A 25,293-nucleotide genomic window follows, 5' to 3' on the forward strand; every position below is an offset into this window, starting at 1 on the left:
TTCCTTAGCTTTTCAGTTTGGGATCGAGCGTATCGCGCAGCGCATCGCCCAGCAGGTTGAAAGCCAATACGGTGAAAAAGATGGCCAGACCGGGGAAGACGCTGACGTGCCACAGGCCGGCCATCATCAGGCTGCGGCTCATGGCCAGAATATTGCCCCACTCCGGTACGTCCGGTTCCGGGCCAAGACCGATAAAGCTGAGGCTGGCGGCCGTCAGAATGCTGGTGCCGATGCGCATGGTGAAATAGACAATCACGCTGGGCAGCGTACCCGGCAGAATATGACGCATCAGCACGATACGGTTTGGCGCGCCGGCGCAGCGCACCGCCTCGACGTAGGCCGCCTGCTTCAGGGTCAGCGTGGAGGCGCGCACAATACGGGCGAAGACCGGCACGCTGAAAATGGCGACGGCGATAATAACATTATTCAATCCCGGCCCGAGGATCGCCACCACGGCGATCGCCAGCAACATGCCGGGAAAGGCGAACAGCACATCGGAGCCGCGCATGATCAGCATATCGATCCAACGGCCGTAATACCCGGCCAGCAGACCCAATACAATACCCGCCAGCATACCCAGCGTGACGGAGAAAGTGCCGATATACAACGAGATACGCGCGCCGTAGATAATACGGCTCATCACGTCGCGCCCCAGGTCGTCGGTTCCCATCCAGTGAGCGGCCGAGGGCGGCGCGGAGAGCGCCATCCAGTCCGGTTCCATCGGATCCCAGGGCGCTAGCCAGGGCGCGAATACCGCCACCAGCACCAGCAACAAAATAAATCCGCCGGAAATCAGCGCCATCGGATTATGGATAAACACCTGGATAAAATCGCGCCAGGGCGAGCGAATGGTGTTTTCGCCAAGGGTCGCAGCCGCTACGGCGGGCTCGGAAGGAAGGTTCATCTTATCTCCTAACGTAAGCGAATCGCCGGATTGACCACCGCATACAGCAGGTCCACCAACAGGTTAATAACAATGAATTCAAAAACAAACAGCATGACCAGCGCCTGAATCACCGGCTGATCCTGCGTTTTTATCGATTCGATCAGCAGCCAGCCCAACCCCGGCCAACTGAATACGCTTTCCACCACGATGGAACCGCCGAGCAGGAAGCCGAACTGCAACCCCAGCATGGTGATCACCGGAATCAGCGCGTTGCGCATCACATGTTTCCAGGTAATCAGCCGGTTACGCAGCCCTTTGGAGCGGGCGGTACGCACATAATCTTCCTGCGCGACTTCCAGAAAAGCGGAACGGGTAAAGCGCGCCATCACCGCCGCCACCGAGGCGCCCAGCGTGAGCGCGGGCAGAATCAGGTCGCTGGGCTGATTAAAGCCGCTGACGGAAAAGATGCCGAACGGCATGGCGACAAACTGGATCAACAGTAAACCCAGCCAGAACGGCGGCATGGAGATGCCGCCGATGGCGACGCTCATTAATGTCCAATCCTGCCATTTTCCCCGCTTGAGCGCGGAAACGACGCCCACCAACAGGCCCAGCACCACCGACCAGGCAAAACCGGCCAGCGCCAGCCACATGGTGGGCATAAAACTTTTACCGATGACCTCGGTAACGGGTTGCTGGGTGCGATAGGTGACGCCCAGCTCGCCTTTGAACAAACCGCCAAGCCAGTTGATGTACTGCTGCGGCAGCGGATCGTTCAGCCCCAGAATCCGGCGCGCGGATTCTACGGCCTCGATAGAGGCATCCGCGCCGGCGTAGATGCGTGCCGGGTCGCCCGGCAGCAGTTTGATAAAACCGAACACTAACAGGGAGACCACCAGCAGAACCGGGATCATTTCCAGCAAACGTCGGACGATATAGGCAAACATGGTGTTCTCCCCGCTTCCCGCTGTATTACTTGAATTCCGCCTGATTGAAGACCAGCGAACCATCCGCCAGGATATAAACGCCGTTCAGATTTTTCGTTTTACCCACCAGATTGTCCGGCGCGCCGAGGAAGGCGACGGCCGCATCCTGCCAAATCAGTTTCTGCGCTTCGGCATAGGCGGCGGCGCGTTTGGCCGGATCGGCGGTTTGCAGGCCGGCCATAATGGCCTTATCTACCGCCGGGTTGCTGTAATAAGAGACGTTATAGGCGGTCGGCACCCAGGATTCGGTGGCGAACAGCGGACGCAACGCCCAGTCGGCATCGCCGGTGGAGGTTGACCAGGCGCCGTAGTAGAGATCATATTCCGCCTGTTTCGGGTCCTGCACGCCCCACAGCTTGGCGTTGCGCGCGCCGGAGTCCATCGGCGTGACGGTGGCGCGGATGCCGACCTGGGCCAGCTGCTGTTTGAAGAACTGCGCGCTGCGGATGTAGTCCGTGCGGTTGGTGGTCCACAGTTTCAGATCGAGCCCGTCGCCGTAACCGGCCTCTTTCAGCAGCGCCCTGGCTTTTTCCGGGTTGTAGCTGTAGTCCGGCGAAGTTTGTTTCTGGTAGAACTGAACGTTAGGCGGCATGGCCGAGGTGGCCGGCACGCCCATGCCGGCGAATCCGACTTTCAGCCACATATCGCGGTTGATGGCGTAGTTGATCGCCTGACGGACGCGCAAATCCTGTAGCGGCTTGTGCTGCGCGTTGATCGACATGTAGTAGAGGTAAATGCCTTCATCGCGCTGTACCGCCAGTTTGGCGTCGTTTTGCACCGCGTTCAGCAGGTCGGACGGCAGCGGATAGATGGCGTCGACCTGACCGGATTTCAGCGACGCGACGCGGGTGGAGTCTTCCGGCGTCGGGAAGAAGGTGATGCTGTCGACTTTCGGCCAGCCTTGCTGCCAATAGTGGTCATTTTTCACCAGCTTCACGTCTTTGCCCTGCTGCCACGCAGCAAATTTGAACGGGCCGGTTCCCACCGGGTTGAGACGCAACTGGGCTTCGTCGGGATATTTTTTCAATGCTTCCGGGCTGTGCATCACCGCAGACGGGTGGGCCAGGGTATTCACAAAGGCGCCGAACGACTGGTTAAGATCGATTTTCACCTGGGTCGGGGAAACGACGGTAACCGTTTTTATCATTTTAAACAGGCTGTTGCGTTTCAGCCCTTTGGTCTGATCGGCGAGTCTGTCGAGGTTGGCTTTAACGGCGTCGGCGTTGAAGGGCGCGCCGTCCTGGAAGGTGATGCCTTCGTGCAGCGTAATGACGAATTCCGTGGCGTCTTCATTGCTGGTGTAGCCGGTGGCCAGTTTGGGAACCAGTTTCATTTTATTATCAAACTGGAACAGGCGCTCAAAGATGCCGCTTTGCACCGAGTAGCTCAGCGTATCGGAAGTATCGTGCGGATCCAGTCCGGTAATGTCGGCGTAGATGGAAATGCGAAGGTCCTGTGCCTGGGCAACGGCTGCCAGACACAATGAGAGCCCGAGGGCGACGGCGGTACGGCGAACGAATAGCTTCATGGTGTCTCCTGGTTAGCGATAAAAATGCAATAAACAACGTCAACTCATGGGTTGGGCATCGGGACCGCTGTCCGCCACCCAATGGTGCGGCGCGACCTGTCGATAGCGCGTTTTGGCGACGCTCTCGCCGGCTTTACGCAGCGGAGAGGGGATTTCACTGTCGTCGAACTGGCGCGTGCCGCGCCGGGCGGGATCGGCGACAGGCACGGACGCCAGCAAACGGCGGGTGTAGGGATGCTGCGGCGAGTTGAATACCGACTGGCGCGGGCCGATTTCCACAATCTGCCCGAGGTACATCACCGCCACCCGGTTGGCGATACGCTCGACCACCGCCATATCGTGCGAGATGAAAATCCACGACACGCCGGTATTTTTTTGCAAATCCATCATCAGGTTGACCACCTGCGCCTGAATGGACACATCCAGCGCGGACACGGCTTCATCGGCGATAATGACCTGCGGTTTCAGCGCCATGGCGCGGGCTATCGCGATGCGCTGACGCTGACCGCCGGAAAATTCATGGGGATAACGCCGGGCGTGTTCCGGCAGCAGGCCCACGCTTTTCAATAGCGCCTGTACCTGCGGCGTGGCTTCTTCCAGCGATTTCACCAGCCCGTGCAGCAGCAACGGTTCGGCGATGGTGAAGCCGACGGTAAGACGCGGGTTCAGCGAGGCATAGGGATCCTGAAATACCATCTGCATTTCCCGGCGCAGCGGCTGGAACTCGCTGTCTTTCATCAGGGAAATTTCTTTCCCCTGAAAGTAAATACTTTCGGCCTCGCTCTGAACCAGACGCAGCAATGCGCGGCCGGTGGTGGATTTGCCGCAGCCGCTTTCGCCCACAATGGCCAGGGTTTCGCCCGGCCAAACGTTGAAATCAATCTGCTCCACGGCATGCACATTGTGGGTGATGGAAGAAAATATCCCGCCGCGCACCGGGTAGTAGACGCGCAGGCCGCGGATATCCAGCAACGGATCGTCGTCGTAACGGGCCGTGATTTGATCGTCGTCATCGCTGCCGGACTGCTGACCGAGCAGCGGGAAGCGTTTCGGCCAGGCGCTTTCGCGCATGTCGCCCAGTTTGGGTACGGCGGCCAGCAGAGACTGGGTATAAGGATGTTTAGGCCGGGCGAAAATCTGCTCCACGCTGCCTTGTTCCACCACTTCGCCCCGATACATCACCACCACGCGATCGGCGATTTCCGCCACCACGCCCATATCGTGCGTAATAAACAGCACCGCCATATCGCTTTGCTGTTGCAGATCGCGCAGGATTTGCAGAATACGCGCCTGCACGGTGACATCCAGCGCGGTGGTGGGTTCATCGGCGATCAGCAACTGCGGGTCGCAGGCCAGCGCCTGCGCGATCATCACGCGCTGGCGCATACCGCCGGAAAGCGAGTGGGGATAGCTTTTCATCACCCGATCGACATCGGCGATGCGTACCTTGCGCAACAGCTCGCGCGCTTTTTTATCCGCACTGGCCCGATCGCAAATCCGGTGGTCGCAGAGCGCTTCCGTCAACTGATCGCCGACTTTTAGCACCGGATTCAGCGAGGTCATCGGTTCCTGAAATATCATCGCCATTTCGCTGCCGCGTAGCTGACGGCGCTGTTCGGCTTTCATGTTTAACAGGTTATGACGCCGACCGTCGCGGGCGGTGAAATTGATGCCGCCGCGTTCGATGCTGGCGGCCTCGGCCAGCAGCCCCATCACGGTTAACGAGGTGACGGATTTGCCTGAACCGCTTTCCCCCACTACCGCCACCACTTCCCCTTTATTCAGAGTGAATGAGATGCCTTTCAGCGCCAGATGCTTGCCGGAACGTCCGCTGAAGCTGACGCTCAGATCGTCGATTTCCAGCACCGGTCTGGGGGTTGTACCGGGTGCAGGGGCGGTTACCGCACCAGTTTGCATGATATCCGTCATTGTCACTCCGGTTGGTTGGGTCATAGCCAGATACGACCGAGTTTATAGGTTAGGTAGGGCGAGCTGTCCGCCGCCAGCCAGATAGGGCCGTCGAGATCGACATATTCCGCCGCGTTGACGATCGGCAGGGCGGCTTCCATCGCCATGGATGAACCCAGCATGCAGCCCACCATCACCTGCAAGCCGTAAAGTTTCGCTTCTTCCACCATCGCCAGCGCTTCGCTGATGCCGCCGCACTTATCCAGCTTGATGTTTATCATGTCGTAACGGCTGCGCAGCCCGGCGATATCGCCGCTGTGGTGACAACTTTCATCCGCGCAAATCGGTATGGGGTGGGAAAAACGCAGCAAATCATCATCTTTGCCGGCGGGCAGCGGTTGTTCCACCATGGCTACCTGATAGCGGGTCAGCGCATTGAACAGGCTGCCGAGATCCAGACCGCTCCAGGCCTCGTTGGCGTCGATAATCAGCCTGACGTCGGGCGCCGCCTGGCGAATGGCCGCGACTTTCTCCAGGATCAGGTCGCGGTCCAGTTTGATTTTCAGCAACAAGGCGCCGCGGGAAGCCGCATCCGCGGCGGCGGCGGCCATGTTTTCCTGACTATCGAGGGACAGGGTTTCCGCGGTGATGACGGATTTGGGCGGCTGAATAGCGAGACATTGCCATAGGGTCTGTTTTTTCAGCGCCGCCTTGAGCCGCCATAACGCGCAGTTCAGCGCATTGCGGGCGGCGCCGGGCGGCAGGTATGTTTGCAGTTGTTCGAGACTGAGTCCGCTTTCCACCGCTTCAACAACGCTATTTAGCTGCCGACAAACGCTCTCCACCGATTCGCCGTAGTGGGGCGTCGGCGTACATTCGCCCTGCCCGATGAATCCCTGTTCTTCCAGCGTCACCCGCACGACCGAAACGGCGTGACGCGTGCCGCGCGAAATGGTGAACGCTCGTGCTAACGGCAGATTTACCGCTTCGATTTGCATATGGCGCATTGTTAACCTTGCTCCGTGTGCTGTTCAATATTGATACCGACGGACGGGCGTTCGAAAACGCGTATCAGACGGAAGTGAAACAGGCCGCCTGCCGGTATTTTTCCGCCTCGTTGCCGAAGCGCGTCGACATCGCGCTTATCTCTGCGAAGGGAAGGACCTGAGAAGAATATTTCATGCGCAATTCGTACTGACGAATACTTGTTCATGGGTAGGGTATAACCTCAGGTTATACCCCGACGGCGTATGACTTTTTGTTATTGCCGCGAGGCAAGGTAGGCATTGCAGCGTGAAGTCCGTATAATGCGCGCCAGTTAACTTTTCACCCGCCGGAGATGTTCCATGCGCCCTACAGGCCGAAATGCACAGCAAGTGCGCCCCCTGAAATTAACCCGCCATTACACCAAACATGCCGAAGGGTCTGTTCTGGTTGAGTTCGGCGACACCAAGGTTCTATGTAACGCCACGGTTGAAGACGGTGTGCCGCGCTTTCTCAAAGGACAGGGTCAGGGATGGGTGACCGCCGAATACGGCATGTTGCCGCGCGCCACGCATAGCCGTAACGCCCGCGAGGCAGCGAAGGGCAAACAAGGCGGACGGACGATGGAAATTCAGCGGCTGATTGCGCGTTCGCTGCGTGCCGCCATCGATCTGAAAGTGTTGGGCGAATACACCATCACGCTGGATTGCGATGTGTTGCAGGCGGATGGCGGCACCCGTACCGCGTCGATTACCGGCGCCTGCGTAGCGCTTGCCGACGCGCTGAATACCCTGGTGGCCAACGGCAAGCTGAAAAAGAATCCGCTGAAGGGCATGGTGGCGGCGGTATCGGTTGGTATCGTCAACGGTGAAGCGGTCTGCGATCTGGAGTATGTTGAAGACTCCGCGGCGGAAACCGACATGAATGTGGTGATGACCGAAGATGGCCGCATGATTGAAGTGCAGGGTACGGCGGAAGGCGAACCCTTTACTCATGAGGAGTTATTGTCTTTGCTGGCGCTGGCGCGCGGGGGGATAGAACATATCATTCAGGCGCAGAAAGCTGCGTTGGCTGATTAATTTTTTGATAGCGACCGCCAGGTCGCTTTTTTACGGTCTGTCGTTTATGGCGTTGACCGGCGCGAGCAATAAATCCATAACCGCATGATATGAGGAGATGCAGTAATGAAAGCCTATCAGCGCCAGTTTATTGAGTTTGCGCTCAGCAAACAGGTATTGAAGTTCGGCGAATTTACGCTGAAATCCGGACGCATCAGTCCCTATTTCTTTAATGCCGGCTTGTTTAATACCGGGCGGGATTTGGCGTTGCTGGGGCGTTTTTATGCCGAGGCGCTGGTGGATTCGGCCATCGAGTTTGATTTGCTGTTCGGCCCGGCTTACAAGGGCATCCCTATCGCCACCACCACGGCGGTGGCGCTGGCCGAACACCATGAGCGCGATCTGCCTTACTGCTTTAACCGTAAAGAAGCCAAAGATCACGGCGAAGGCGGCAATCTGGTGGGTAGTCCGCTGCAAGGCCGGGTGATGCTGGTCGATGATGTGATTACCGCGGGGACGGCGATCCGCGAATCGATGGAGATTATCGCCGCCAACCGCGCCCGGCTGGCCGGGGTAATGATTGCGCTGGATCGTCAGGAACGCGGGCGCGCCGATATTTCCGCGATCCAGGAAGTCGAGCGCGACTACCAGTGCAAAGTGATTTCCATCATTACGCTGCGGGATCTCATCGCCTATCTGGCGGAAAAACCTGAAATGGCGACGCATCTCGCCGCCGTTGAAGCCTACCGCGATCGCTACGGCGTGTGATCGGCTCTGAAAGGCAGGTTGCAATATTTCTCATCCTGCCTGTTATGCCTGCGTCCCTCCCTCATTATTCCCGCCTGCGCGGGAATAATGAGGAATACGCTCTGACTTGTGGCGTTAGTGCAACTGAGCGGCCAGCAGCGGCCAGCGGGTATCAAATTCCTGGGTGGGGCGATAGCGAAATTCAGAACGAATAAAGCGTGAGAGCATCCCTTCGCAGAACGCCAGTAACTGGCTGGCCAGCAGCGTTTCGTCATGCTGAAAACCTTTGCCGTCACGTAGCTTTTGTTCACGTAATACCTGTCGCAGCTGTGATTCGATGCGTTCAAATAGCTGATTGATGCGGCCCTGCAAACGATCCTGTTCAAACATCAAGGCGTGGCCGGTCAGAATGCGGGTCAAACCCGGATTGCGTTCGGCAAACCCCAGGATCAGCAATAAAATCAGTCGCAGACGAGTAAAGGTCTCTTTTTCATCTTGCAGAATCAGGTTGATGCGGGTCGTCAGGCTATCCTCAATAAACTCGATCAGGCTGTCAAACATCCGCGTTTTGCTGGGAAAATGCCGATAAAGCGCCGCTTCGGATACCCCAACGTTCGCGGCCAGCTTGGCCGTGGTAATGCGCTGGCTGCCGTCGCTGGACTCCAGCATTTGCGCCAGCGCCTGCAAAATTTCCTCGCGACGATTCCTTTTCGTATTTCCTTGTTCTGCCATGTATGAAAATACCCTTGCTAAAAATTTGACGGACAAACACCCGCTAGCGCCACAGTCACGCTGCGTGCTGTGGCTTATATGAATTTTTATCCTGCCGGACGGCAGGCGAAGACGCGTCAGCTACGGCCCGAATGGCCGAAGCCGCCTTCCCCGCGTTCGCTGCTGACGAAATCGTCGACCAGATTAAATTCAACCTGAACGACCGGAACGATAACCATCTGGGCGAGACGTTCGCCGGGTTCAATGGTGAAGGTCTGTTGACCGCGGTTCCAGACGGAAACCATGAGTTGTCCCTGATAGTCGGAGTCGATCAGCCCGACCAGGTTACCCAACACCACGCCGTGTTTGTGACCCAGGCCGGAACGGGGCAGAATCATCGCCGCCAGATTGGGATCGGCGATATGAATCGCCAGTCCTGTGGGGATCAGAACGGTTTCCCCGGCTTTCAGTTCCACGGCCTGATCCAGGCAGGCCCGCAAATCCAGCCCGGCGGAGCCAGGCGTGGCGTAGGTGGGTAACGGGAATTGTTGACCGATTCGCGGGTCAACAATCTTAACGTCGATTTTTTTCATCATAACGGCTGACAATCTCGTCGATTAAGTTTTGGCCAAGAAGACGTTTGTCGCATTGCGGCAACAGCTTGTCTCCGGTGGGCCAGAAAAGATGTAATGCATTGGTTTCACTGTTAAAACCATGCCCGGAAAGGGATACGTCGTTAGCGCAGATCAAATCCAGATTCTTACGCGCCAGCTTTTGGCGGGCGTATTCTTCCACATTCTGGGTTTCGGCGGCAAACCCGACGACATAAGGCCGATTTTCACCCATGGCGGCGACATCAGCGATAATATCCGGATTTTTTATCATGGCGACAGTGATTTCATCACCCTGCTTTTTGATTTTTTCGTTCGCGACCTGTTTGGGCCGGTAGTCCGCAACGGCCGCGCAGCCGATGACAATGTGCTGTCGCGCGGCTTCCGCCATCACCGCCTGCCGCATATCCAGCGCGCTGCCGACATCGATGCGCCTGACGTTAGCCGGGGTAGCCAGGGTCACCGGTCCGGCGACCAGCGTTACGTTGGCCCCTCTGTCGGCGGCGGCCTGGGCAATGGCAAATCCCATTTTCCCCGAGCTGTGGTTGCTGATGAAGCGCACCGGATCCATCGCCTCTCGCGTCGGACCGGCGGTGATCAGAATATTCAGATGTTGCAGGTCGCAGACCGCAGTGAAATAGCGCCGGGCCAGTTCGACAATCGCCTGCGGGTCAATCATTCTGCCGGGGCCGACATCGCCGCAGGCCTGGCTGCCGCTGTCCGGACCCCAGATAGGCAAACCGCGCGCGGCGAGCGTTCGCAGGTTGTCCTGCGTCGGCGCGGCGCGGTACATCTGCTGGTTCATGGCGGGAACAACGGCGATGGGCGCGGGCGTCGCCAGGCAGAGCGTGGTCAGCAGGTCATTCGCCATACCGGCGGCCAGACGCGCGATCAGGTCGGCCGTCGCCGGCGCCAGAATAACCAAATCGGCCCATTTCCCCAGCTCGATATGACCCATCGAGGCTTCCGCCGCCGGGTCGAACAGATCGTCCGCCACCGGGTGACCGGAGACCGCCTGCATCGTCAACGGTGTGATAAAGGCCTGCGCGGCCTGCGTCATGACGACGCGTACCTCCGCGCCATAATCGCGCAGACGCCTTACCAGTTCCGGACATTTGTACGCCGCGATGCCGCCGCTGATACCGAGCAAAATTCGTTTGCCGGCAAGACCTTGGTCAGAAGAGAGCCCATTCGGGCTGGAAAGTGCCGTCATCATCATGGTCCGATTAAACCTTAAAGAAGGCGCTATTTTACCATAACCTTGGCTCATGAGATGAATCTTAACGGTGTCGCCGCTTTTCCCGACAAAAATTGCGCACCGATTCGCAGCCTGCGATCGTCGGCATCGTCCCGTGATGTCGGCCGTGCCATGATGTCGCTCTGCCGGAAAGGAGGTTCGATGGACTGGGGAGATAAGCAGGCGCCGCGCGAAAAATTGGTCAATTTAGGGGCCAACGCGTTGACGGATACCGAGCTGCTGGCGATTTTTTTACGTACCGGGATTTCCGGCATGGACGTCATGCAGTTGGCGGACAGCCTGTTGACGCAGTTTGGTTCGCTGCATCAATTGATGTTCGCCAGCCAGTCCGAGTTTGATCGGGTGAAGGGCATCGGCATTTCAAAATATACGCAGTTAAAAGCGGTGGTGGAGTTGTCGCGCCGGCTGTTTTCATCCCGTCTGGCGAAAGAAGATGCGATGCTGAGCCCTGAAATAACCGGGCAATACCTGCAATTATTGCTGGCTCGCCAGGAGCGGGAGGTCTTTTTAGTCATGTTTCTGGATAATCAGCATCGGGTTATTCGTCATCAGGAGATGTTTGCTGGTACTATTAACTGCGTAGAAGTACACCCACGGGAAATTGTGCGTGAAGCGTTGAAAGCCAATGCCGCCGCATTGATTCTGGCGCACAATCATCCATCGGGGAAAGCGGAACCGAGTCAGGCCGACCGTGCGATAACCGAACAAATCATTAAAGCTTGCCTGCTATTAGAGATTCGTGTGCTTGATCATCTGGTCATTGGACACGGCGAGTATGTCTCTTTTGCCGAGCGCGGATGGATTTAACCGATATTTCCGCGATCCAAAGAGATCTTTAGCTGTTCGGGACTTGAGCACTTACGCTTCAGAGCGTATACTACGCCACCTTTGAGAATCTTGGGTTTGGCGTTAAGAGCCTATCTCAGCAGGTTTATCCTGATGACGGAGTCTTTTCAGTGAAGTTGCTGAGATGGGCTCTAGAGCCTGACGAGGCGGCCAAATCCTATACGAAGCTCGAGCTGATTTTGATTTTTGGAGAATAGACATGTCCCGAGTCTGCCAAGTTACTGGCAAGCGCCCGGTGAGCGGTAACAACCGTTCCCATGCACTGAACGCGACTAAACGCCGTTTTCTGCCGAACCTGCACTCACACCGTTTTTGGGTTGAGGGTGAAAAGCGCTTTGTTACGCTGCGCGTATCCGCTAAAGGTATGCGTGTTATCGATAAAAAGGGTATTGAGACGGTTCTGGCCGATCTGCGTGCCCGCGGTGAAAAGTATTAAGGAATTGAATCATGGCTAAGGGTGTTCGCGAGAAGATCAAGCTGGTTTCTTCTGCTGGTACTGGTCACTTTTATACCACTACGAAGAACAAGCGTACTAAGCCGGAAAAACTGGAACTGAAGAAATTCGATCCGGTTGTCCGTCAGCACGTAATCTACAAAGAAGCTAAAATTAAATAATTTTGGCGGATTGCTAAAAACCCTGCTTCGGCGGGGTTTTTTTATGGCCGTCATTCCGATCCGACGCGTAGTTTCCCTGACATGCCGCGCTTTCCGGCGTCTGTTTTCGCCAGCCGCTGGCCTCAGGCCGTCGTAAAGCTTATGATTATGCGGCCGATTATGCGGTTAGCCGGATAAACCGGTCTCGGGTAAACAGCGATGCGAATAGCGGCTATATCAGGCGTAACTGCAACAACAGCACGGGCGGAAATAGTCTTTCTGGCAGCGGCTTAACTCATCTGTCGGATTTTTCAGGAGATAACACATGCCGGAATTGCCGGAGGTTGAAACCAGTCGTCGGGGGATTTCGCCTTATCTTGTTGGTCATACCATTCTCTATGCTGAAGTGCGTAACGCCCGTTTGCGCTGGCCGGTCGCCGGCGAAATTTTATCCCTCAGCGATCAGACGGTGCTGGGCGTTCATCGCCGCGCCAAATATCTGCTGATCGAATTGGCCGCCGGATGGATTATCGTCCATCTGGGCATGTCCGGCAGCCTGCGGATCCTGCCTGAATACATTGAGCCGGGTAAACACGATCACGTTGATCTTGTCATGGATAGCGGCAAGGTGCTGCGTTATACCGATCCCCGCCGCTTCGGCGCCTGGCTATGGGCCAACAGTCTGCAAGAAAGCGCGGTGCTGGCGCATTTAGGGCCGGAGCCGCTGAGCGAGGATTTTTCCGGCGCCTATCTGTATCAGAAGTCACGCGGTAAAAAGACGCTGGTCAAACCCTGGATTATGGATAACAAGGTGGTGGTGGGCGTAGGGAACATCTATGCCAGCGAGTCGCTGTTTACGGCCGGCATCAGGCCGGACAGAGCCGCCGGGTCGTTGAGTGAAGCGGAAGCTGATCGGCTGGTGGAAACGATTAAACAGGTGCTGCTGCGTTCTATCGAGCAGGGCGGGACAACGTTGCGTGATTTTCTGCAATCAGATGGCAAACCCGGCTATTTTGCTCAGGAACTTCAGGTCTACGGGCGGACGGGGGAGCGTTGTCGGGTGTGCGGAACGCCGATAGAAACGGCGAAACACGGACAGCGCAGCACCTTTTTTTGTCGTCGTTGTCAGAGATAAGCGACGAATAATTGGTCGTTGCGATCGTATTAAGTCATGAAAACATCTATTGGCTAATCGTTTTTGTAAGGTTTTATTTTTTTATAAGATATAAAGAGCAGAGTAAAGGAGAGGGTAGATGGGCAGTGATTATTCTTGTTTGACAAGGCATCCGCTTGACAAACAACATATCAAATTAACTTATGTAACACATTTTTATTGTAATCAAAATAATATGGATTCAGTAACCAGCTTACTGAGGAAATATGAGCAACTTCCTGAAGATATTCGTACCGCGGTTGAATTTGTTATTGTTGATGATGGTTCGCCGATTGAATATGAAGTCGGTGAATTTGATTTAAACATCACCTGGCTGAGGATAAAGGAAGATATAAGATGGAATCAGGCGGGGGCGCGGAATTTAGGCGTCACCTATGCAAAATCCGATAAGTTTTTCGTAACGGATTTAGATCATGAATTACCGGAAGAGACATTCAGGTACTTGATTAAATTAAAAAATCCGGGAAGGAAATTTTATAAAATCTATCGGAAAAGTAGAGAGGACGGGATTGTCCGCAGAGGAAAAGTCTATAATACCGGCGAGCGCTATTATGGACATCCGAATACGTTCTTTATGTCGCGCGCCAGATTTATGCGCTTTTTTGGCTATGATGAAGAGTTTGCCGGTAACTACGGCTCGGAAGATTTTCGGTTCGTGAAATATCAAAAGTATCACGGGTCTCAGCAGCAGTATTTACCGAAAAGGATATGCTGCTTTGAGCGCAATGTGGATAGAGATGGAAGTTACCATTCATTACAGCGGGATTTAGCCGGTAATACACCGATTGATCTAAGAAAAAAAGAGGAATGTGAACTATTTGGTGATGAATATGGACAAAGTCGAATATTCCTTAATTTCACCTGGGAAATAAAATACCGTCATAACAAACGGCCCGTCACGCTCCCGCCATTCAATAAATGCTGGAAATCACTTTGGTGGTTCAGATATTTATTTGAGCCTCTTTCACGATAATAAATCGTCAGGGGCAAAATGATTCGTTCTGCCCCATTTGAACATCTGTGTTATTGGCGATCGGGCATCGCGGTGAAGCAGGGCGGCGCTACGGCAGCCTGGCGCGTAGGGCTTTCTCGATGGGAGCCGGCAGAAAATGGGTAACATCCCCGCCGTGCTTCGCCACTTCCTTAACCAGAGATGATGAGATAAAAGACCATTCTTCTGACGGCATCAGGAATACGCTTTCCAATGTCGGCATCAGATGATGGTTCATTTTAGCCAGTTGCAGCTCGTACTCGAAATCAGCAACCGCACGCAATCCGCGCACCAAAATATTGGCATTTTGGCTTTGCGCGAAATGCGCCATCAGTTCGCTGAAGCCGATAACTTCCACATTGGGCAAATGTTGCGTGACCTCTTTTGCCAGCGCCACGCGTTCCTCAAGCGTAAATAACGTATTTTTGCCTGGACTGGCGGCAATCGCCAGCACCAGATGGTCGAACATGTGCGATGCGCGGGTCAGCAGATCCAGATGGCCATTGGTCAGCGGATCGAAAGTTCCGGGATAAATCGCTTTAGTCGTCATGGCGTTCCTCCGCTCTGTGCGCAAACCACGCTCAATCAGTGAGCCCGGGGCGGCAGATAAGGTTCGAGTAATGAGAGTAACTTCTGCAACGCCCCCTGATTCTGGTGCAAAACCTCTACGGCGTGTCGGCCATAATAGCGACGATAGTCTTCATCAGCGAGCAGATTGCCCACTTCTTTAGCCAGCGACGCGGTATCGGTAACCGTAATCAGCCCGTCTGCCTGTTCAAGCTTGTTGCAGATATCTTTGAAGTTAAACGTGTGCGGCCCCATCAGTACCGGAATGGCATGCGCGGCCGCCTCCAGCGGATTATGCCCGCCGCGTTCCACCAGGCTGCCGCCGACAAACGCCAGGTCGGCAATGCCGTATAGCAGCATGAGTTCGCCCATGGTGTCGCCGACAATAACCTGAGTGGCGGCAGAAGGCGTCTCCCCGCTGCTGCGCAGAATATAGTTGAATCCCAGCTCTTGCGTCAGCGCTTGCGTCGTAGGGAAACGTTCCGGATGACGGGGAACCAGGATCAGCAAGAGATCGGGAAAAGTCGCCAGCAGCTGGCGATGGGCCGCTAACACGATCGCCTCCTCGCCCTCATGGGTGCTGGTTGCGATCCACACCGGACGGTGCGGCGCCCACTGACGCCGGAGCGTCACCGCGCGCGCCGCCAGTTCCGGCGTAACGGAAATATCAAACTTGAGGCTGCCGGTGACCGCCAGGCTGGCGCGTTTTAGACCGAGATCGATAAACCGTTGGCCGTCTTCCTGATTTTGCGCGGCGACCAGCGTGATTCGTTGCAGAATATGGCGGGTCAAACTGCCTATTTTTTTATAACCGACGGCAGAACGCGCCGACAGACGGGCATTGGCTATCACCAGAGGGACTTTACGCCGGTGTAATTCGGCAATCAGGTTCGGCCACAGCTCGGTTTCCATGATGATCACGACTTTAGGACGCACCTGATTAAAGAAACGCTTCAGGGCGCAGGGCAGATCATAGGGCAGATAGACATGATAAACCGAGTCGCCGAAGGCTGAGCGCACGCGTTCGGAGCCGGTGGGCGTCATGGTGGTGACGGTTATCGGCAGATCGGGATAACGATGGCGTAACGCTCTGACCAGCGGAATGGCCGCCAGCGTTTCTCCCACGGAAACGGAGTGCAGCATGATGCCGTCGGGTTTGACTTTTTCCGCGCAGAAACCGTAGCGCTCGCTCCAGCGTCGGCGATAAGCGGGCGCTTTGCGGCCGCGCAGCCACAGTCGGATCCATATCAATGGTTGGATTAGGTATAAAAGAACGGTGTAGAGGGTTTGTAGCATGCGTTTTACTATAGTTGGTTATCGCTGGTGGCGATTTTATCGGGTTACGCAGGAGAAGGCTATTTGTAAAACCGAGGACCGGCATTGCTCGCGTTGATAGCGGGTAGTTGATGTCTTAACGTGCGCCAGACAGGCTGACGCGGCGTCAGAAGTTTTGAAATCATTTAATGAACACGTTATCGAATTTCTCCATTACGGAATATTTATTGAATTCATTGCTATAACAATCCCAATTTTGTTGGCTCATATAGTCTTTATCAAATTCAGTAAGGATGGAGAAAAGCTCATTTTCATCTTTATAGGTAAGAGCTTTAGAGCCTAAAATATCGAGGTGGCAACGTTCTTCTGATTGCGACCAGGTTATTATAGGTTTGTTTTTTATTGAAAACTCCCCTATAGCAATACCAAATGTTTCACCATTGATCCTTGCATGAAGGTATGCATCACAAGTATTTATAAATTTTGTTTTGTAGTGGGGGTCAGATGAAGCATTAAGAAAGATGATATTATCATATTTATAAAAAAAACCTTTTTTAACAAAAGGGTCAGTCCCTAAAAATAAAAAGAAAATATCTTTCCTTTTTCGTGCTATTTTTTTAATGATTTTATGAGCAAAAATTATATCAAATGTCTCTGCGCCTCCATGTCTACCAAAAACGATTGCATCTTTGGGAATACCCAGCTCATCCCTAAGGTTTTCATGCTCGTCCGGTAAACATATCATATGTGGCACGTAGGGAGCGGCTCCGGCGGTCATTTCATCGGAAAGCCATTTTGAAACATAAGCATATACATCACCATGTGGTTCATGGTGTTTGAAAACAGCATGGATTACGGTTTTTATTTTTTCGCTGATAATATTAGATTTTTCTCCTGAGTTAATAACGTATAAAATATCCGACTGTGTTTCTTTTATTATTTTATCTATCTGTTCATGATGTGTGTAACTATATACTTCAAAGTGTTTTTTGAACAAGTCGATAGTAGGTAAAAAATTATTTGGACTGTTTTTGTTATATAAGATTATAGATTCGTTTTTAAGTGTGTTTTTGTTTTCATATGCGTAATGGAACATTGCATTGGTTGTTCCTCTATAACATAATTGATTTTCATGAAATATTATCTTCATATGTGACCCGGGTATTTAAGAGGCTGTTGGGGAAAATATTAAATTAGATTGGTTGATTTTTAATAATCTCGAAAAAATTGATTTTTTAAAATAAATCATATTATTTTTTTAATTTCTTTTTGAAACGTAATAACTCTTTTTTTAATTTTCCTAATATACTTTTCTTCATAAAGTAGTTCAAGGCATAGCTATTGTGACTTTCAATCGAGGCTTTTAAAATATATTTTCTATAATCAATTTGCGTTCCCCCTGAGCTGATTTCATCAGCGATTTCGATAAAGCATTCAATCATTGCTTTATTGCGGGACTCGAAAAGGTGAAGATAGCCATCCTCATAGATGGTAAATAAACCATATATATATTTATCGCCAAGCAGCCACTTGGGAACGGCTGAGTGGGAAGGATAAACCATCTCTATATTGACGTTATTCTGTAATGCGGCCGCAGTTAGCTGCCCACCAACATCAAATTTATCGCTGGCTTGCATTGATGGTCGTCCCAACGCTCGCCATGTCTCGGCTTTTATTGCGAAAAACATTGGCCCAGCATAAATATAGCGATGATCTATATGATTGGCGGATTGAGCGCAGCCGAAAACAGCCCCGCTTTGCGCTACGTCAATGGCCTTTTGTACAGCTTCCCTGTTTAAAGGAATACAATCGATATCCACAATAATGATAATTTCGTTATCTTTAGCGGTATTGAGTATTTCTTCCATCCATAAACCATGATCCATACCATGGCGATTATGTTGTTCTATCGTTAGGCCAAAGGATTGAAAAACTTTTCTTTGCGAATTAACTAGACGAGGATCTATGTTATTCCAATAGAAAGAAAATATTTTAACCTGTGGGTCTGCTAAATGATGATTGGTTGCCATTCGATGTCCTTGTAACGCGCTGATTTTGTACGCAGGGAAATATGATTGATTTAATGAAAATAATATTTTTTCATGTAAGCTGCAGCGCTGAAATATTGTTAGGTATTAACACGTTGTTTCTAATAAAAATTTTAATTCTGCGAGACGGTTATTCTGTTGAATAGCTTTTTATTCTGGATTTTTTTATGTATCTATAAAATAGTTTATTTATTCTTCTTTTTATTTTTAACTTTATTGGGAATGTGCTTCTGATTATTCGCTTCTTTATTCTATTTTTATTGATATTTTCCGTAGTGAATCTTTCATCACCGATATCGGAACTTTCAGCAAAGGTACTTAAATGAATGCAGTGCGGTATAAGCCCTCTTAGGTTTATAATGTCATATTCTTTAAAGATAAACCAATGGTCGGCAACCGACCACACGGGGTAAAGAAAATTATACAGCGCGTGAGCACCCTTATTGTTAATAACATAACCATGAGTGCGCGTGGCGGAAAGGGCATTGTATATAGCGTGCGAATGATCGACATCGGTCTTTTCATTATCGATGTATGTCGATACGGGTGTTAATAATGTGGCCGTTGGTTGATTTATTTTTTCCTTTTCAAGGAATGCCAGGACATCTGGGGTCTCTTCACCGAGTAACGCGTCATCCTCTAAAATAAGCGCCATGGCAATATTTTCATCTATCATTTTCTTATAAATAAATAGATGGCTTAGCGCGCATCCCATCTCACCGGGATTGTTAAGCAAGTTTATTGGTGATGAGTGTTTTTTCTTTTCTTCTTCAGTAAGCTGGGATCCCTTTATCGCAGGGAATATCTCATGCTCAATACCTAACGCAGAGCATTGTGCGATCATGTCTTCTCTGCGTTGAGTATTCTCTCGCAGATTTATTATGAATGTTCTCATATATTGTGGGATCTATAATGATGATTTTATAGTTACTTGCTAAGAATATATTTTATTCTGCTTTTTATCGCAGATATATACTTTCTTTTAACGAATTCATGCTTCGATTTTTTCTTCCACTGCAGAGGCGTCCCGGGTGCGAGCAGGGGAACATCTTGCCAGGTTGATTGTTCATAGGCTTGTTTGAAGAAAATGGTTGAGGGATATTGCCCCCATTCACTCCACGGCTTGGTAGTGCCTACGTAGTGAATAAGAATAGACTCATTATTAATCAGGTGTTTATATTGTTGATGCGATTTATCACTCAATTCGCTTTTTATACTGTATATACAGTTGAATTTTCTAGGTAGAAGATATGTTCGATTAATCAATAATACATTCAGAGCATCTTGATCGGGATATTTCAGATGTGAGTTTTCTAATATAAATGAAATAGTTTTTGATGTTAGTTGTTCTTGATGCCATTTTTTAAGGTTTACTAACATCACCCCTGAGTTAAAATATACATCTTTCAGTTCAGGAATATTTAATCTTTCTACGGCTTTAGGATGCATTTCTTTTATATCGGGAACAACGGCACATACATGATCAACTAAGTCCAATGTTATAAGCTCGTCAAGGTTTCCTTTACACATGACATCAGCATCAAGATATAGTAATTTATTAATATCTTTCCCAAGGTAATCAAAAGCAATAAGTCGATAGTAAGCAGAGTATGGCCAGTTTTTCGCTGGTAGTTTCTCTAAGGGAGTATTGTCGATATGATATATTGTGATGTCAATTTTAAATTTCTCTGCCATCTTTTCGAATCGATGAATAATATCAGCGTCAATGAAATCGATAAAAAAATGTAGAGAAATAGATAAAGTATTATTGATTAATACTGATGTGGAAGAAATGGCTGCGCCAAATAAAAAATTTTTATCAATGCCGTATGCTATATGTAATGTTTTTTTATTTGGATTTTTTTTATGGGATCGATATAACTCTATCTTTTGCTTGATGATATTTTCGTTAAAATACATATTTATATTTAGTTGTTTGATAGTTAGAGGATTTTCTTTAAAAAGTAAGATGCATAACTTTTTAAGCCCAAAAGTAATTTTCTGTTATGTAATTGATGTTTTGCGCTGTACCGCAACTGGCTTGCTGTGTGTGCCTTAAGCAGTTTTGAGTCATACCACGGCGAGTTTTTCTTTGCAGTGAGAAAATAACTGGAACATTCATAATAGCTAGCCCATTCATGCCACGGTTTGGTTGGGCCAATATAGTGAACAAGAACGCTATCTTGTGTAATAGGGATGATGTGTTTTTTTATTTTTTTTAGTTCGTAATTTATACTGTATTGTGTATTGTATGCTTTACTTACAAAAACGACCCTTTCAACTAAAAGTATATTTAATATATCCTGATCAAGAAATGATATTCTTTCCTTGATCTCATCTTTAGCAAGGAGAGCCATCGCAGCCCGGCTGATATCTTCAGTTCCCCATTGTGTAATGTTTATCAGTAAAAAACCTGCGTTAAAATAACCATTACTGATATTATGATCGCCTAATGCGATGGCTCTTTTATCCCACCACTCTTTTTCACCTTCAGTTACAACAGCTGCGAGATGATTCTCTATATTTACCTTTTGTAAGTTCCGTATGCTACCTTTGCAAATTATATCTGCATCTAAATATAGAATGCTATTCAGTACGTTATAGAAAAAATCTGCGATAACGAACCTAAAGTAAGTCGCATATGACCAGTTCTTTGTACTAGGCAATTGCTTTAATTCTTCGCAGTTTACAATATAAATGATTATTTGTGTGTTGTATTGTTGGCACAGGTTTTGAAAATCAATAATATCTTGTGGTGAGAAGAAATCCGTAAAGATATGAAATGTAAAATTCATATCTTTGTTGTTAAGCAAAATAGAGGCAATAGATATTCCACAACCAAATATGAAGTTCCTATCGATCCCGTAGGCAATATTGAAAGTCTCATTTTCAGCAGTGAGTAAATCGTTATTGAGAGTTATTTTCTTATTAATAACAACTTTTTTGTCAAAGTACATCTTTCCGCCGATTATTTTTTGAGTGAGTGGTGGTTTTCTAAAAATGAATTTATTGTTTTAATGAAATTTGAGTAATAATTCTTATCATAAAAGTCATAAATTGATTTTTTTATTTCTTCAGCATCAGGAAATGTTCTATCTTGAATAAGAGAAAGTAATATTTTTTGTAATGCTGGCAAATCATGTGGTGGGTAGAGCTGCCCGTTAATTCCATTCCTAATGATATCTCCCGGTCCTGAAGGACAATCGGAACTGATGCAGTAGACGCCGTGAGACATCGCCTCAAGTAAGGTCATTGGCAGACCTTCAAATGCCGAGGTCATCACGAATGCGCTGACGTGCTTTATTTTGTCCTGAACGTATTCCCACGGATTCGCCTGCCAGCCATGCCAGTGGATGCGCTGACCGATGCCCAACGTCTGTGCGTAATCCTGGCAGATTTTCATATCCGAACCATCGCCCACGGCATGAAATATCCAGTCGCCGTCAAGTTTGGCGAGCGTATCCAGTAAGTCTTTAAGCCGCTTCTGGCCGGTGAATTTTATTCTGCCGACATATAAAAACGAGGCCGGCTGGGCTGGGCCTGGGCGGGGAATGATTTTCTCCGTCGGCGTTACCGGATTGAATATTGTAAAGATGTTATCCGCCGGCACGCCGCGGGCGACCAATTGCTGTTGAATACCCGAGCTGATAGCCAGATGATAATCGGCCGTCAGCACGCGATCGGCGTGCTTTTTATGATCGAGAGAATAGTGGATCCATGAAATCAGCCGAATATCTCTTTTGCTGGCTTTTATCGCTCTGGAGGCAATCAGACAGGATGGCGCATCAAACGAAATCACAACATCAGGATGGTTTTTTGCAATATAACGTCCGAGCGCGCAGGTATGCCTGAGTCGTCTGATAAAGGAAATCTTGATGCCTGAACGGGAATAAACGGCGTTTTTACCTGCAAGCCAGTTTTTGTCCATTCTGTCGTCACGGCAAAGGAAATAGAGCGTATAGCTGTTCCTGGTTTCAGGATCGTCGGTGAGAAAGCGGGTTACCTTTTGTATTACCGTTTCAATGCCGCCAAACCCGGATACGGCTTCGCCAACGAAAAGTATATTCATATTGATTCAATCTTGCCGTGGATTAGAGTGATTTGCGCTCGGTTCTGCGTTTGATTTTATCAGCCTTAATTTCAGCTTCACTGAGCAGGTTTTTTTCATCTGTTACTATCATGCGCAACGGCTGATTAAAATAAATTTTCATGAAATAAAAGATATCCGATTTCGTCAAGCCGATATCCAGCGATGAAAAATATAAACCAATAAGGTCTTTATTACGCCAGCGGGTAGGGACTGTTGCCCTTATCTGAGAACGATGTAAATCAATCACCGATATTTTCAGCTCGTCGCTGCCCGGCGTATAGGACAGGTGGAGTAAAAAGTGGCAGATATAGCAATCGCGATGATTGACGCCGGCGGCGTGCATTTTGCGCACCATTTCCGCCACCCGGCGGATAATCGACCTTTTCTCCCGTAACAGCGGTCGGCGGCGCGGCCACTCGGCGCAGTAATCCTCCAGGCTGATCGCCGGGTTAAGATCTTCCGTGATAATAAAAGAGTGGCGGCGCAATGGGTTTAACCCACGCTGACCAAAGCCCACGCCGCGCATGGTATCCACGCCCGCCTCGGCCAGACGGTGGATGGCATGCCACTCGCGGTCGGCGCCCAGTACCGGCAGCCTGAGCGAAACCAGGTTTTTAAGCGCTTCTTTCAGCGTGGTGCCGCGATGTATTTTGATGAAATACGACTGGCCGTCCAGGGTGAAACGCAAGGTTCGTCGGCTTTCAAGCGCCCGAAATATCTCGCCGTCGAGTTTGTCGACTTCTTTAAAGGGATCTTTATCTTTCCATAAAGAAGCGAAAGGGGGTTTTAATTCAATCATACGGCTCATTTACTCATCGTCGCCTGAAATCAGCCTGGCTGCTTTCTGCGGCAAACTGTATAAATCTTCGCTATCGGCGAAATGGCGGGCATTATGCGCCCAGTTCCGTAAGCTGTCCGGCTGGCTCAGCGCGTCCCGCAAGGCGTCGTTCAGGGCGTCCTGACGGTAGGGCGAGGGGATGACGCGCCCCGCCTGCGCCTTGTCGATATAGAAAGCATAGCCGCACACCTCGGTAACCATCACCGGTAATCCGGCGGTGAGCGCTTCCAGCAGTACGATGCCGGCGGCTTCCTGATAAGCCGGATGCATCAGCAGGTCGGCGGCGGCCATAAAGTCGGCGATATCATCGCGCCCGGAGAAAAAACGAACATTGTCACCAATGCCCGACTGGGCGGCCAGCGACTGGTAGCGCTCAGGTCTATCCTGCCCGACAACCAGGAACACCACGTGCCGGCGGAGTTCCTCCGGCAAACTGGCGATGGCCCGGATGCTGCGCTCCACGCCTTTGCGTTTGAAATCGGAACCGACCTGAAGCAGGACGACGGCGTTTTCGTCGATGCCTTGCGCGCGGCGGAATGTCTGGCGGGCGTCGGGCGCCCGGCGATCGTATTTGCGGTCGAGAGCGATGCCCGGTGGCAGAATAAAGAAGCGTTCATCCTGCGTGGCGTAATGCTTTTTAAAATCCGCAATCTGGCGCTGGGTCAGCATCAGCATTTTGGTGTGGCCGGCGCGATCGAATACCGCTTGCTCAAACGCGGCGTAATGGCGGTAGCGCGGCGTCAGGCGGTAGAGCCAGCCCTTTTCCTGCGCCACCTTTTCCGCATAGCACACGTCGGCCGCATAATAGAAATCCAGTCCCGGCATTTTATTAAAGCCCAGCACGCGATCGACCGGATGTTGCTGCAAATGGCGGCGTACCCACTCGGCATAGCGGCGGTTGCGGGTATGGTTGCTGATGCCGGATACGGGTACCAGAATAATCTCCAGGTTATCCGGTTTTTCGCCTTGCCATGACAAAACATAGACGCGGACGTGATGCCCCTGGGCGACGCAGGCCTGGGCAATACTGTAAAAGTCACGCTGTAGCCCGCCAAAAGGAAAATATTTGTACAGGCAGATGGCGATATTCATGGCGATTCCTTATTTCCCGCTGGCGAGATGTGGTCGGCAAACAGGCTTTCCGCCGCCTGAATCACGTCCTGAGCGGGAATGCAGGAGAGGTACTTGCGGCTTCGGTCGAGATGCCGCCGCTCCGGCATGGCCTGATAATCTCCCGCCCAGATGACGATGCTGTTATCCGACCAGGGCCGCCATTTTTTATGGTCGGTAGGACCAAACAGGCATACGGCGGGGGTGTTTAACGCCGCCGCCATATGCATCGGCGCCGAATCCACGCCGATATACAGCACCGCTTTGTCGATCAATGCGGCCAGTTCCGGAAAGCTGGTTTTGCCGGCGAGGGAGATATCCGGCTTATGTCCGCATTGTGCGTGAATATCGCGGACCATATCGAGATCGTCCGACGACGGGCCGCAGGTCAGCACGACTTCCCATCCCTTTTGTTTCAGATGATCAATAACCTGGGCGAACTTATCGTTATCCCAGCATTTGAATAACTGTCTGGCCGTCGGTTGAATCACCACGTAGGGCTGATCCAGCAGGTGCGGATGCGCGGCGAAAATGCGTGCCGCCTCTTCAGCGCCGTAAGCAAGGGTCATGCGTTCTTTCCGCTGTGCCGCAGGCAAACCCAACGGCGCAAGCATCGAGCGATTTTGCTCGATAATATGCTCGCCCTGCGGGCGCACGCATTCGCTGAACAGTGAACGCCACCATTTCCCTTTCAGGCTATCGCCGCGGTCTAGGGCGATGCTGCGGCTTGCCAGCGATTTGATTAACAGCGCGACGGGCCATTGGTCGGCCAGATTGACGATCAGATCGTAATGATTGCGCTTAAGCGTTTTTCGTATTGCAATGAATTCTTTTATTTTTTCCGGCAGACTCGCCGTTTTTCTTTTTAAGCCGTAGAGATGATGAATATCCGGATTTTTCGACAGTATGGGGCGAGTGTCTTCGTACAGCAGCACATCGATCTTGGCAGCGGGATAATGGGCTTTCAATGTGCTGATAAGCGGCGTGGTAAGCAGCATATCGCCGTGAAAGCGCAGTTTCACAACCAGAATCCGATGACAGGGAAGGGCTTTTTCACTCACTCGCTTTCCTTACTTTCCTTAA

Annotated in this window: 26 protein-coding genes; 7 read left to right on the forward strand and 19 right to left on the reverse strand. The window is 51.1% G+C overall.

Annotation, left to right across the window (positions count from 1 at the left end; genetic code table 11):
- Window positions 1-4: 4 nt before the first annotated feature.
- From ABRZ28_RS15455 to dgcA, 5 genes are read right to left on the reverse strand one after another with little or no spacing between them, the layout of a single operon-like run.
- Window positions 5-904: an ABC transporter permease subunit gene (locus tag ABRZ28_RS15455; RefSeq protein WP_319605439.1), complete on the reverse strand. Its 900-nt coding sequence runs from the start codon at window positions 902-904 to the stop codon at window positions 5-7.
- Between the two features lie 8 nt (window positions 905-912).
- Window positions 913-1,833 carry an ABC transporter permease gene (locus ABRZ28_RS15460; protein WP_319605438.1) on the reverse strand — a complete coding sequence of 307 codons (921 nt, stop codon included), beginning with the start codon at window positions 1,831-1,833 and terminating at the stop codon, window positions 913-915.
- Between the two features lie 25 nt (window positions 1,834-1,858).
- Window positions 1,859-3,400, reverse strand: a complete 1,542-nt coding sequence (locus ABRZ28_RS15465; RefSeq protein WP_330520808.1) for a glutathione ABC transporter substrate-binding protein — start codon at window positions 3,398-3,400, stop codon at window positions 1,859-1,861.
- Between the two features lie 39 nt (window positions 3,401-3,439).
- Window positions 3,440-5,329 carry an ABC transporter ATP-binding protein gene (locus ABRZ28_RS15470; protein WP_330520809.1) on the reverse strand — a complete coding sequence of 630 codons (1,890 nt, stop codon included), beginning with the start codon at window positions 5,327-5,329 and terminating at the stop codon, window positions 3,440-3,442.
- A gap of 20 nt (window positions 5,330-5,349) precedes the next feature.
- A complete protein-coding gene (gene dgcA, locus ABRZ28_RS15475) occupies window positions 5,350-6,315 on the reverse strand; it encodes an N-acetyl-D-Glu racemase DgcA (RefSeq protein ID WP_319605435.1) in 966 nt (321 codons plus the stop codon).
- Window positions 6,316-6,654: 339 nt separating this feature from the next.
- Between dgcA and rph the strand changes: the two genes are divergently transcribed.
- Window positions 6,655-7,371, forward strand: a complete 717-nt coding sequence (gene rph / locus ABRZ28_RS15480; RefSeq protein WP_330520810.1) for a ribonuclease PH — start codon at window positions 6,655-6,657, stop codon at window positions 7,369-7,371.
- A 105-nt stretch (window positions 7,372-7,476) separates the two neighbouring features.
- Window positions 7,477-8,118 carry an orotate phosphoribosyltransferase gene (pyrE, locus tag ABRZ28_RS15485; RefSeq protein WP_319605433.1) on the forward strand — a complete coding sequence of 214 codons (642 nt, stop codon included), beginning with the start codon at window positions 7,477-7,479 and terminating at the stop codon, window positions 8,116-8,118.
- A 114-nt stretch (window positions 8,119-8,232) separates the two neighbouring features.
- Here the strand turns inward: pyrE and slmA are convergent, their stop codons facing one another.
- The 3 genes from slmA to coaBC form a co-directional block, all read right to left on the reverse strand.
- A complete protein-coding gene (slmA, locus tag ABRZ28_RS15490) occupies window positions 8,233-8,829 on the reverse strand; it encodes a nucleoid occlusion factor SlmA (protein WP_319605432.1) in 597 nt (198 codons plus the stop codon).
- A gap of 116 nt (window positions 8,830-8,945) precedes the next feature.
- On the reverse strand, window positions 8,946-9,404 hold the full coding sequence (gene dut, locus ABRZ28_RS15495) for a dUTP diphosphatase (protein WP_319605431.1): 459 nt from the start codon (window positions 9,402-9,404) through the stop codon (window positions 8,946-8,948).
- Window positions 9,382-10,635, reverse strand: a complete 1,254-nt coding sequence (coaBC, locus tag ABRZ28_RS15500) for a bifunctional phosphopantothenoylcysteine decarboxylase/phosphopantothenate--cysteine ligase CoaBC (protein ID WP_413556315.1) — start codon at window positions 10,633-10,635, stop codon at window positions 9,382-9,384. Before coaBC ends, dut begins: the two co-directional genes overlap by 23 nt.
- A gap of 183 nt (window positions 10,636-10,818) precedes the next feature.
- Between coaBC and radC the strand changes: the two genes are divergently transcribed.
- From radC to ABRZ28_RS15525, 5 genes are all read left to right on the forward strand, one after another.
- Window positions 10,819-11,484, forward strand: coding sequence for a RadC family protein (radC, locus tag ABRZ28_RS15505; RefSeq protein WP_319605430.1), 666 nt, complete (start codon window positions 10,819-10,821; stop codon window positions 11,482-11,484).
- A gap of 238 nt (window positions 11,485-11,722) precedes the next feature.
- Window positions 11,723-11,959: a 50S ribosomal protein L28 gene (gene rpmB, locus ABRZ28_RS15510; RefSeq protein ID WP_048637009.1), complete on the forward strand. Its 237-nt coding sequence runs from the start codon at window positions 11,723-11,725 to the stop codon at window positions 11,957-11,959.
- Between the two features lie 11 nt (window positions 11,960-11,970).
- A complete protein-coding gene (rpmG, locus tag ABRZ28_RS15515; protein ID WP_004392084.1) occupies window positions 11,971-12,138 on the forward strand; it encodes a 50S ribosomal protein L33 in 168 nt (55 codons plus the stop codon).
- Window positions 12,139-12,442: 304 nt separating this feature from the next.
- Window positions 12,443-13,252: a bifunctional DNA-formamidopyrimidine glycosylase/DNA-(apurinic or apyrimidinic site) lyase gene (gene mutM, locus ABRZ28_RS15520; RefSeq protein WP_319605429.1), complete on the forward strand. Its 810-nt coding sequence runs from the start codon at window positions 12,443-12,445 to the stop codon at window positions 13,250-13,252.
- Between the two features lie 118 nt (window positions 13,253-13,370).
- Complete coding sequence (locus ABRZ28_RS15525) at window positions 13,371-14,264, forward strand: glycosyltransferase family A protein (RefSeq protein WP_330520833.1); 894 nt, start codon at window positions 13,371-13,373, stop codon at window positions 14,262-14,264.
- 88 nt (window positions 14,265-14,352) lie between these two features.
- Here the strand turns inward: ABRZ28_RS15525 and coaD are convergent, their stop codons facing one another.
- The 11 genes from coaD to rfaQ all read right to left on the reverse strand — a co-directional run bounded on the left by coaD (window position 14,353) and on the right by rfaQ (window position 25,271).
- The gene (coaD, locus tag ABRZ28_RS15530; RefSeq protein WP_330520834.1) at window positions 14,353-14,832 is read right to left on the reverse strand and encodes a pantetheine-phosphate adenylyltransferase; all 480 of its coding nucleotides are present in this window, start codon (window positions 14,830-14,832) and stop codon (window positions 14,353-14,355) included.
- A 35-nt stretch (window positions 14,833-14,867) separates the two neighbouring features.
- Entirely contained in the window at window positions 14,868-16,145 is a 1,278-nt protein-coding gene (waaA, locus tag ABRZ28_RS15535; RefSeq protein WP_330520835.1) for a lipid IV(A) 3-deoxy-D-manno-octulosonic acid transferase, read from the reverse strand.
- Between the two features lie 160 nt (window positions 16,146-16,305).
- Complete coding sequence (locus ABRZ28_RS15540) at window positions 16,306-17,274, reverse strand: hypothetical protein (protein WP_330520836.1); 969 nt, start codon at window positions 17,272-17,274, stop codon at window positions 16,306-16,308.
- A 100-nt stretch (window positions 17,275-17,374) separates the two neighbouring features.
- Window positions 17,375-18,154, reverse strand: coding sequence for a hypothetical protein (locus ABRZ28_RS15545; RefSeq protein ID WP_330520837.1), 780 nt, complete (start codon window positions 18,152-18,154; stop codon window positions 17,375-17,377).
- A gap of 148 nt (window positions 18,155-18,302) precedes the next feature.
- Window positions 18,303-19,067 carry a glycosyltransferase family 25 protein gene (locus ABRZ28_RS15550; protein WP_330520838.1) on the reverse strand — a complete coding sequence of 255 codons (765 nt, stop codon included), beginning with the start codon at window positions 19,065-19,067 and terminating at the stop codon, window positions 18,303-18,305.
- Window positions 19,068-19,099: 32 nt separating this feature from the next.
- A complete protein-coding gene (locus ABRZ28_RS15555; protein ID WP_330520839.1) occupies window positions 19,100-20,092 on the reverse strand; it encodes a glycosyltransferase family 8 protein in 993 nt (330 codons plus the stop codon).
- 23 nt (window positions 20,093-20,115) lie between these two features.
- Entirely contained in the window at window positions 20,116-21,129 is a 1,014-nt protein-coding gene (gene waaO / locus ABRZ28_RS15560) for a lipopolysaccharide 3-alpha-galactosyltransferase (protein ID WP_330520841.1), read from the reverse strand.
- A gap of 11 nt (window positions 21,130-21,140) precedes the next feature.
- On the reverse strand, window positions 21,141-22,241 hold the full coding sequence (gene waaB / locus ABRZ28_RS15565) for a lipopolysaccharide 1,6-galactosyltransferase (RefSeq protein WP_330520843.1): 1,101 nt from the start codon (window positions 22,239-22,241) through the stop codon (window positions 21,141-21,143).
- A 22-nt stretch (window positions 22,242-22,263) separates the two neighbouring features.
- Window positions 22,264-23,061 (reverse strand): lipopolysaccharide core heptose(I) kinase RfaP, encoded by a 798-nt coding sequence (gene rfaP, locus ABRZ28_RS15570; RefSeq protein ID WP_330520844.1) that lies wholly within the window; start codon window positions 23,059-23,061, stop codon window positions 22,264-22,266.
- Between the two features lie 9 nt (window positions 23,062-23,070).
- Complete coding sequence (locus ABRZ28_RS15575; RefSeq protein WP_330520845.1) at window positions 23,071-24,192, reverse strand: glycosyltransferase family 4 protein; 1,122 nt, start codon at window positions 24,190-24,192, stop codon at window positions 23,071-23,073.
- Entirely contained in the window at window positions 24,189-25,271 is a 1,083-nt protein-coding gene (gene rfaQ / locus ABRZ28_RS15580; protein WP_330520846.1) for a lipopolysaccharide core heptosyltransferase RfaQ, read from the reverse strand. The genes ABRZ28_RS15575 and rfaQ overlap by 4 nt, the downstream gene beginning before the upstream one ends.
- Window positions 25,272-25,293: the final 22 nt, after the last annotated feature.

Source organism: Brenneria sp. g21c3, from assembly GCF_040240345.1.
In the GTDB taxonomy this organism is placed as follows: domain Bacteria; phylum Pseudomonadota; class Gammaproteobacteria; order Enterobacterales; family Enterobacteriaceae; genus Brenneria.

Bases quoted from the DNA above. Each gene is read 5' to 3' on its own strand.
- ABRZ28_RS15540 (WP_330520836.1), bottom strand. From the start codon at position 17,274: ATGAAGATAATATTTCATGAAAATCAATTATGTTATAGAGGAACAACC.
- dut (WP_319605431.1), bottom strand. From the start codon at position 9,404: ATGATGAAAAAAATCGACGTTAAGATTGTTGACCCGCGAATCGGTCAA.
- coaD (WP_330520834.1), bottom strand. From the start codon at position 14,832: ATGACGACTAAAGCGATTTATCCCGGAACTTTCGATCCGCTGACCAAT.
- ABRZ28_RS15550 (WP_330520838.1), bottom strand. From the start codon at position 19,067: ATGAGAACATTCATAATAAATCTGCGAGAGAATACTCAACGCAGAGAA.
- ABRZ28_RS15470 (WP_330520809.1), bottom strand. From the start codon at position 5,329: ATGACGGATATCATGCAAACTGGTGCGGTAACCGCCCCTGCACCCGGT.
- dgcA (WP_319605435.1), bottom strand. From the start codon at position 6,315: ATGCGCCATATGCAAATCGAAGCGGTAAATCTGCCGTTAGCACGAGCG.
- rph (WP_330520810.1), top strand. From the start codon at position 6,655: ATGCGCCCTACAGGCCGAAATGCACAGCAAGTGCGCCCCCTGAAATTA.
- ABRZ28_RS15460 (WP_319605438.1), bottom strand. From the start codon at position 1,833: ATGTTTGCCTATATCGTCCGACGTTTGCTGGAAATGATCCCGGTTCTG.
- rpmB (WP_048637009.1), top strand. From the start codon at position 11,723: ATGTCCCGAGTCTGCCAAGTTACTGGCAAGCGCCCGGTGAGCGGTAAC.
- ABRZ28_RS15555 (WP_330520839.1), bottom strand. From the start codon at position 20,092: ATGTATTTTAACGAAAATATCATCAAGCAAAAGATAGAGTTATATCGA.
- ABRZ28_RS15545 (WP_330520837.1), bottom strand. From the start codon at position 18,154: ATGGCAACCAATCATCATTTAGCAGACCCACAGGTTAAAATATTTTCT.
- radC (WP_319605430.1), top strand. From the start codon at position 10,819: ATGGACTGGGGAGATAAGCAGGCGCCGCGCGAAAAATTGGTCAATTTA.
- pyrE (WP_319605433.1), top strand. From the start codon at position 7,477: ATGAAAGCCTATCAGCGCCAGTTTATTGAGTTTGCGCTCAGCAAACAG.
- ABRZ28_RS15465 (WP_330520808.1), bottom strand. From the start codon at position 3,400: ATGAAGCTATTCGTTCGCCGTACCGCCGTCGCCCTCGGGCTCTCATTG.
- rpmG (WP_004392084.1), top strand. From the start codon at position 11,971: ATGGCTAAGGGTGTTCGCGAGAAGATCAAGCTGGTTTCTTCTGCTGGT.
- ABRZ28_RS15525 (WP_330520833.1), top strand. From the start codon at position 13,371: ATGGGCAGTGATTATTCTTGTTTGACAAGGCATCCGCTTGACAAACAA.
- ABRZ28_RS15455 (WP_319605439.1), bottom strand. From the start codon at position 904: ATGAACCTTCCTTCCGAGCCCGCCGTAGCGGCTGCGACCCTTGGCGAA.
- slmA (WP_319605432.1), bottom strand. From the start codon at position 8,829: ATGGCAGAACAAGGAAATACGAAAAGGAATCGTCGCGAGGAAATTTTG.
- waaO (WP_330520841.1), bottom strand. From the start codon at position 21,129: ATGTACTTTGACAAAAAAGTTGTTATTAATAAGAAAATAACTCTCAAT.
- waaA (WP_330520835.1), bottom strand. From the start codon at position 16,145: ATGCTACAAACCCTCTACACCGTTCTTTTATACCTAATCCAACCATTG.
- mutM (WP_319605429.1), top strand. From the start codon at position 12,443: ATGCCGGAATTGCCGGAGGTTGAAACCAGTCGTCGGGGGATTTCGCCT.
- ABRZ28_RS15575 (WP_330520845.1), bottom strand. From the start codon at position 24,192: ATGAATATCGCCATCTGCCTGTACAAATATTTTCCTTTTGGCGGGCTA.
- rfaP (WP_330520844.1), bottom strand. From the start codon at position 23,061: ATGATTGAATTAAAACCCCCTTTCGCTTCTTTATGGAAAGATAAAGAT.
- coaBC (WP_413556315.1), bottom strand. From the start codon at position 10,635: ATGATGACGGCACTTTCCAGCCCGAATGGGCTCTCTTCTGACCAAGGT.
- waaB (WP_330520843.1), bottom strand. From the start codon at position 22,241: ATGAATATACTTTTCGTTGGCGAAGCCGTATCCGGGTTTGGCGGCATT.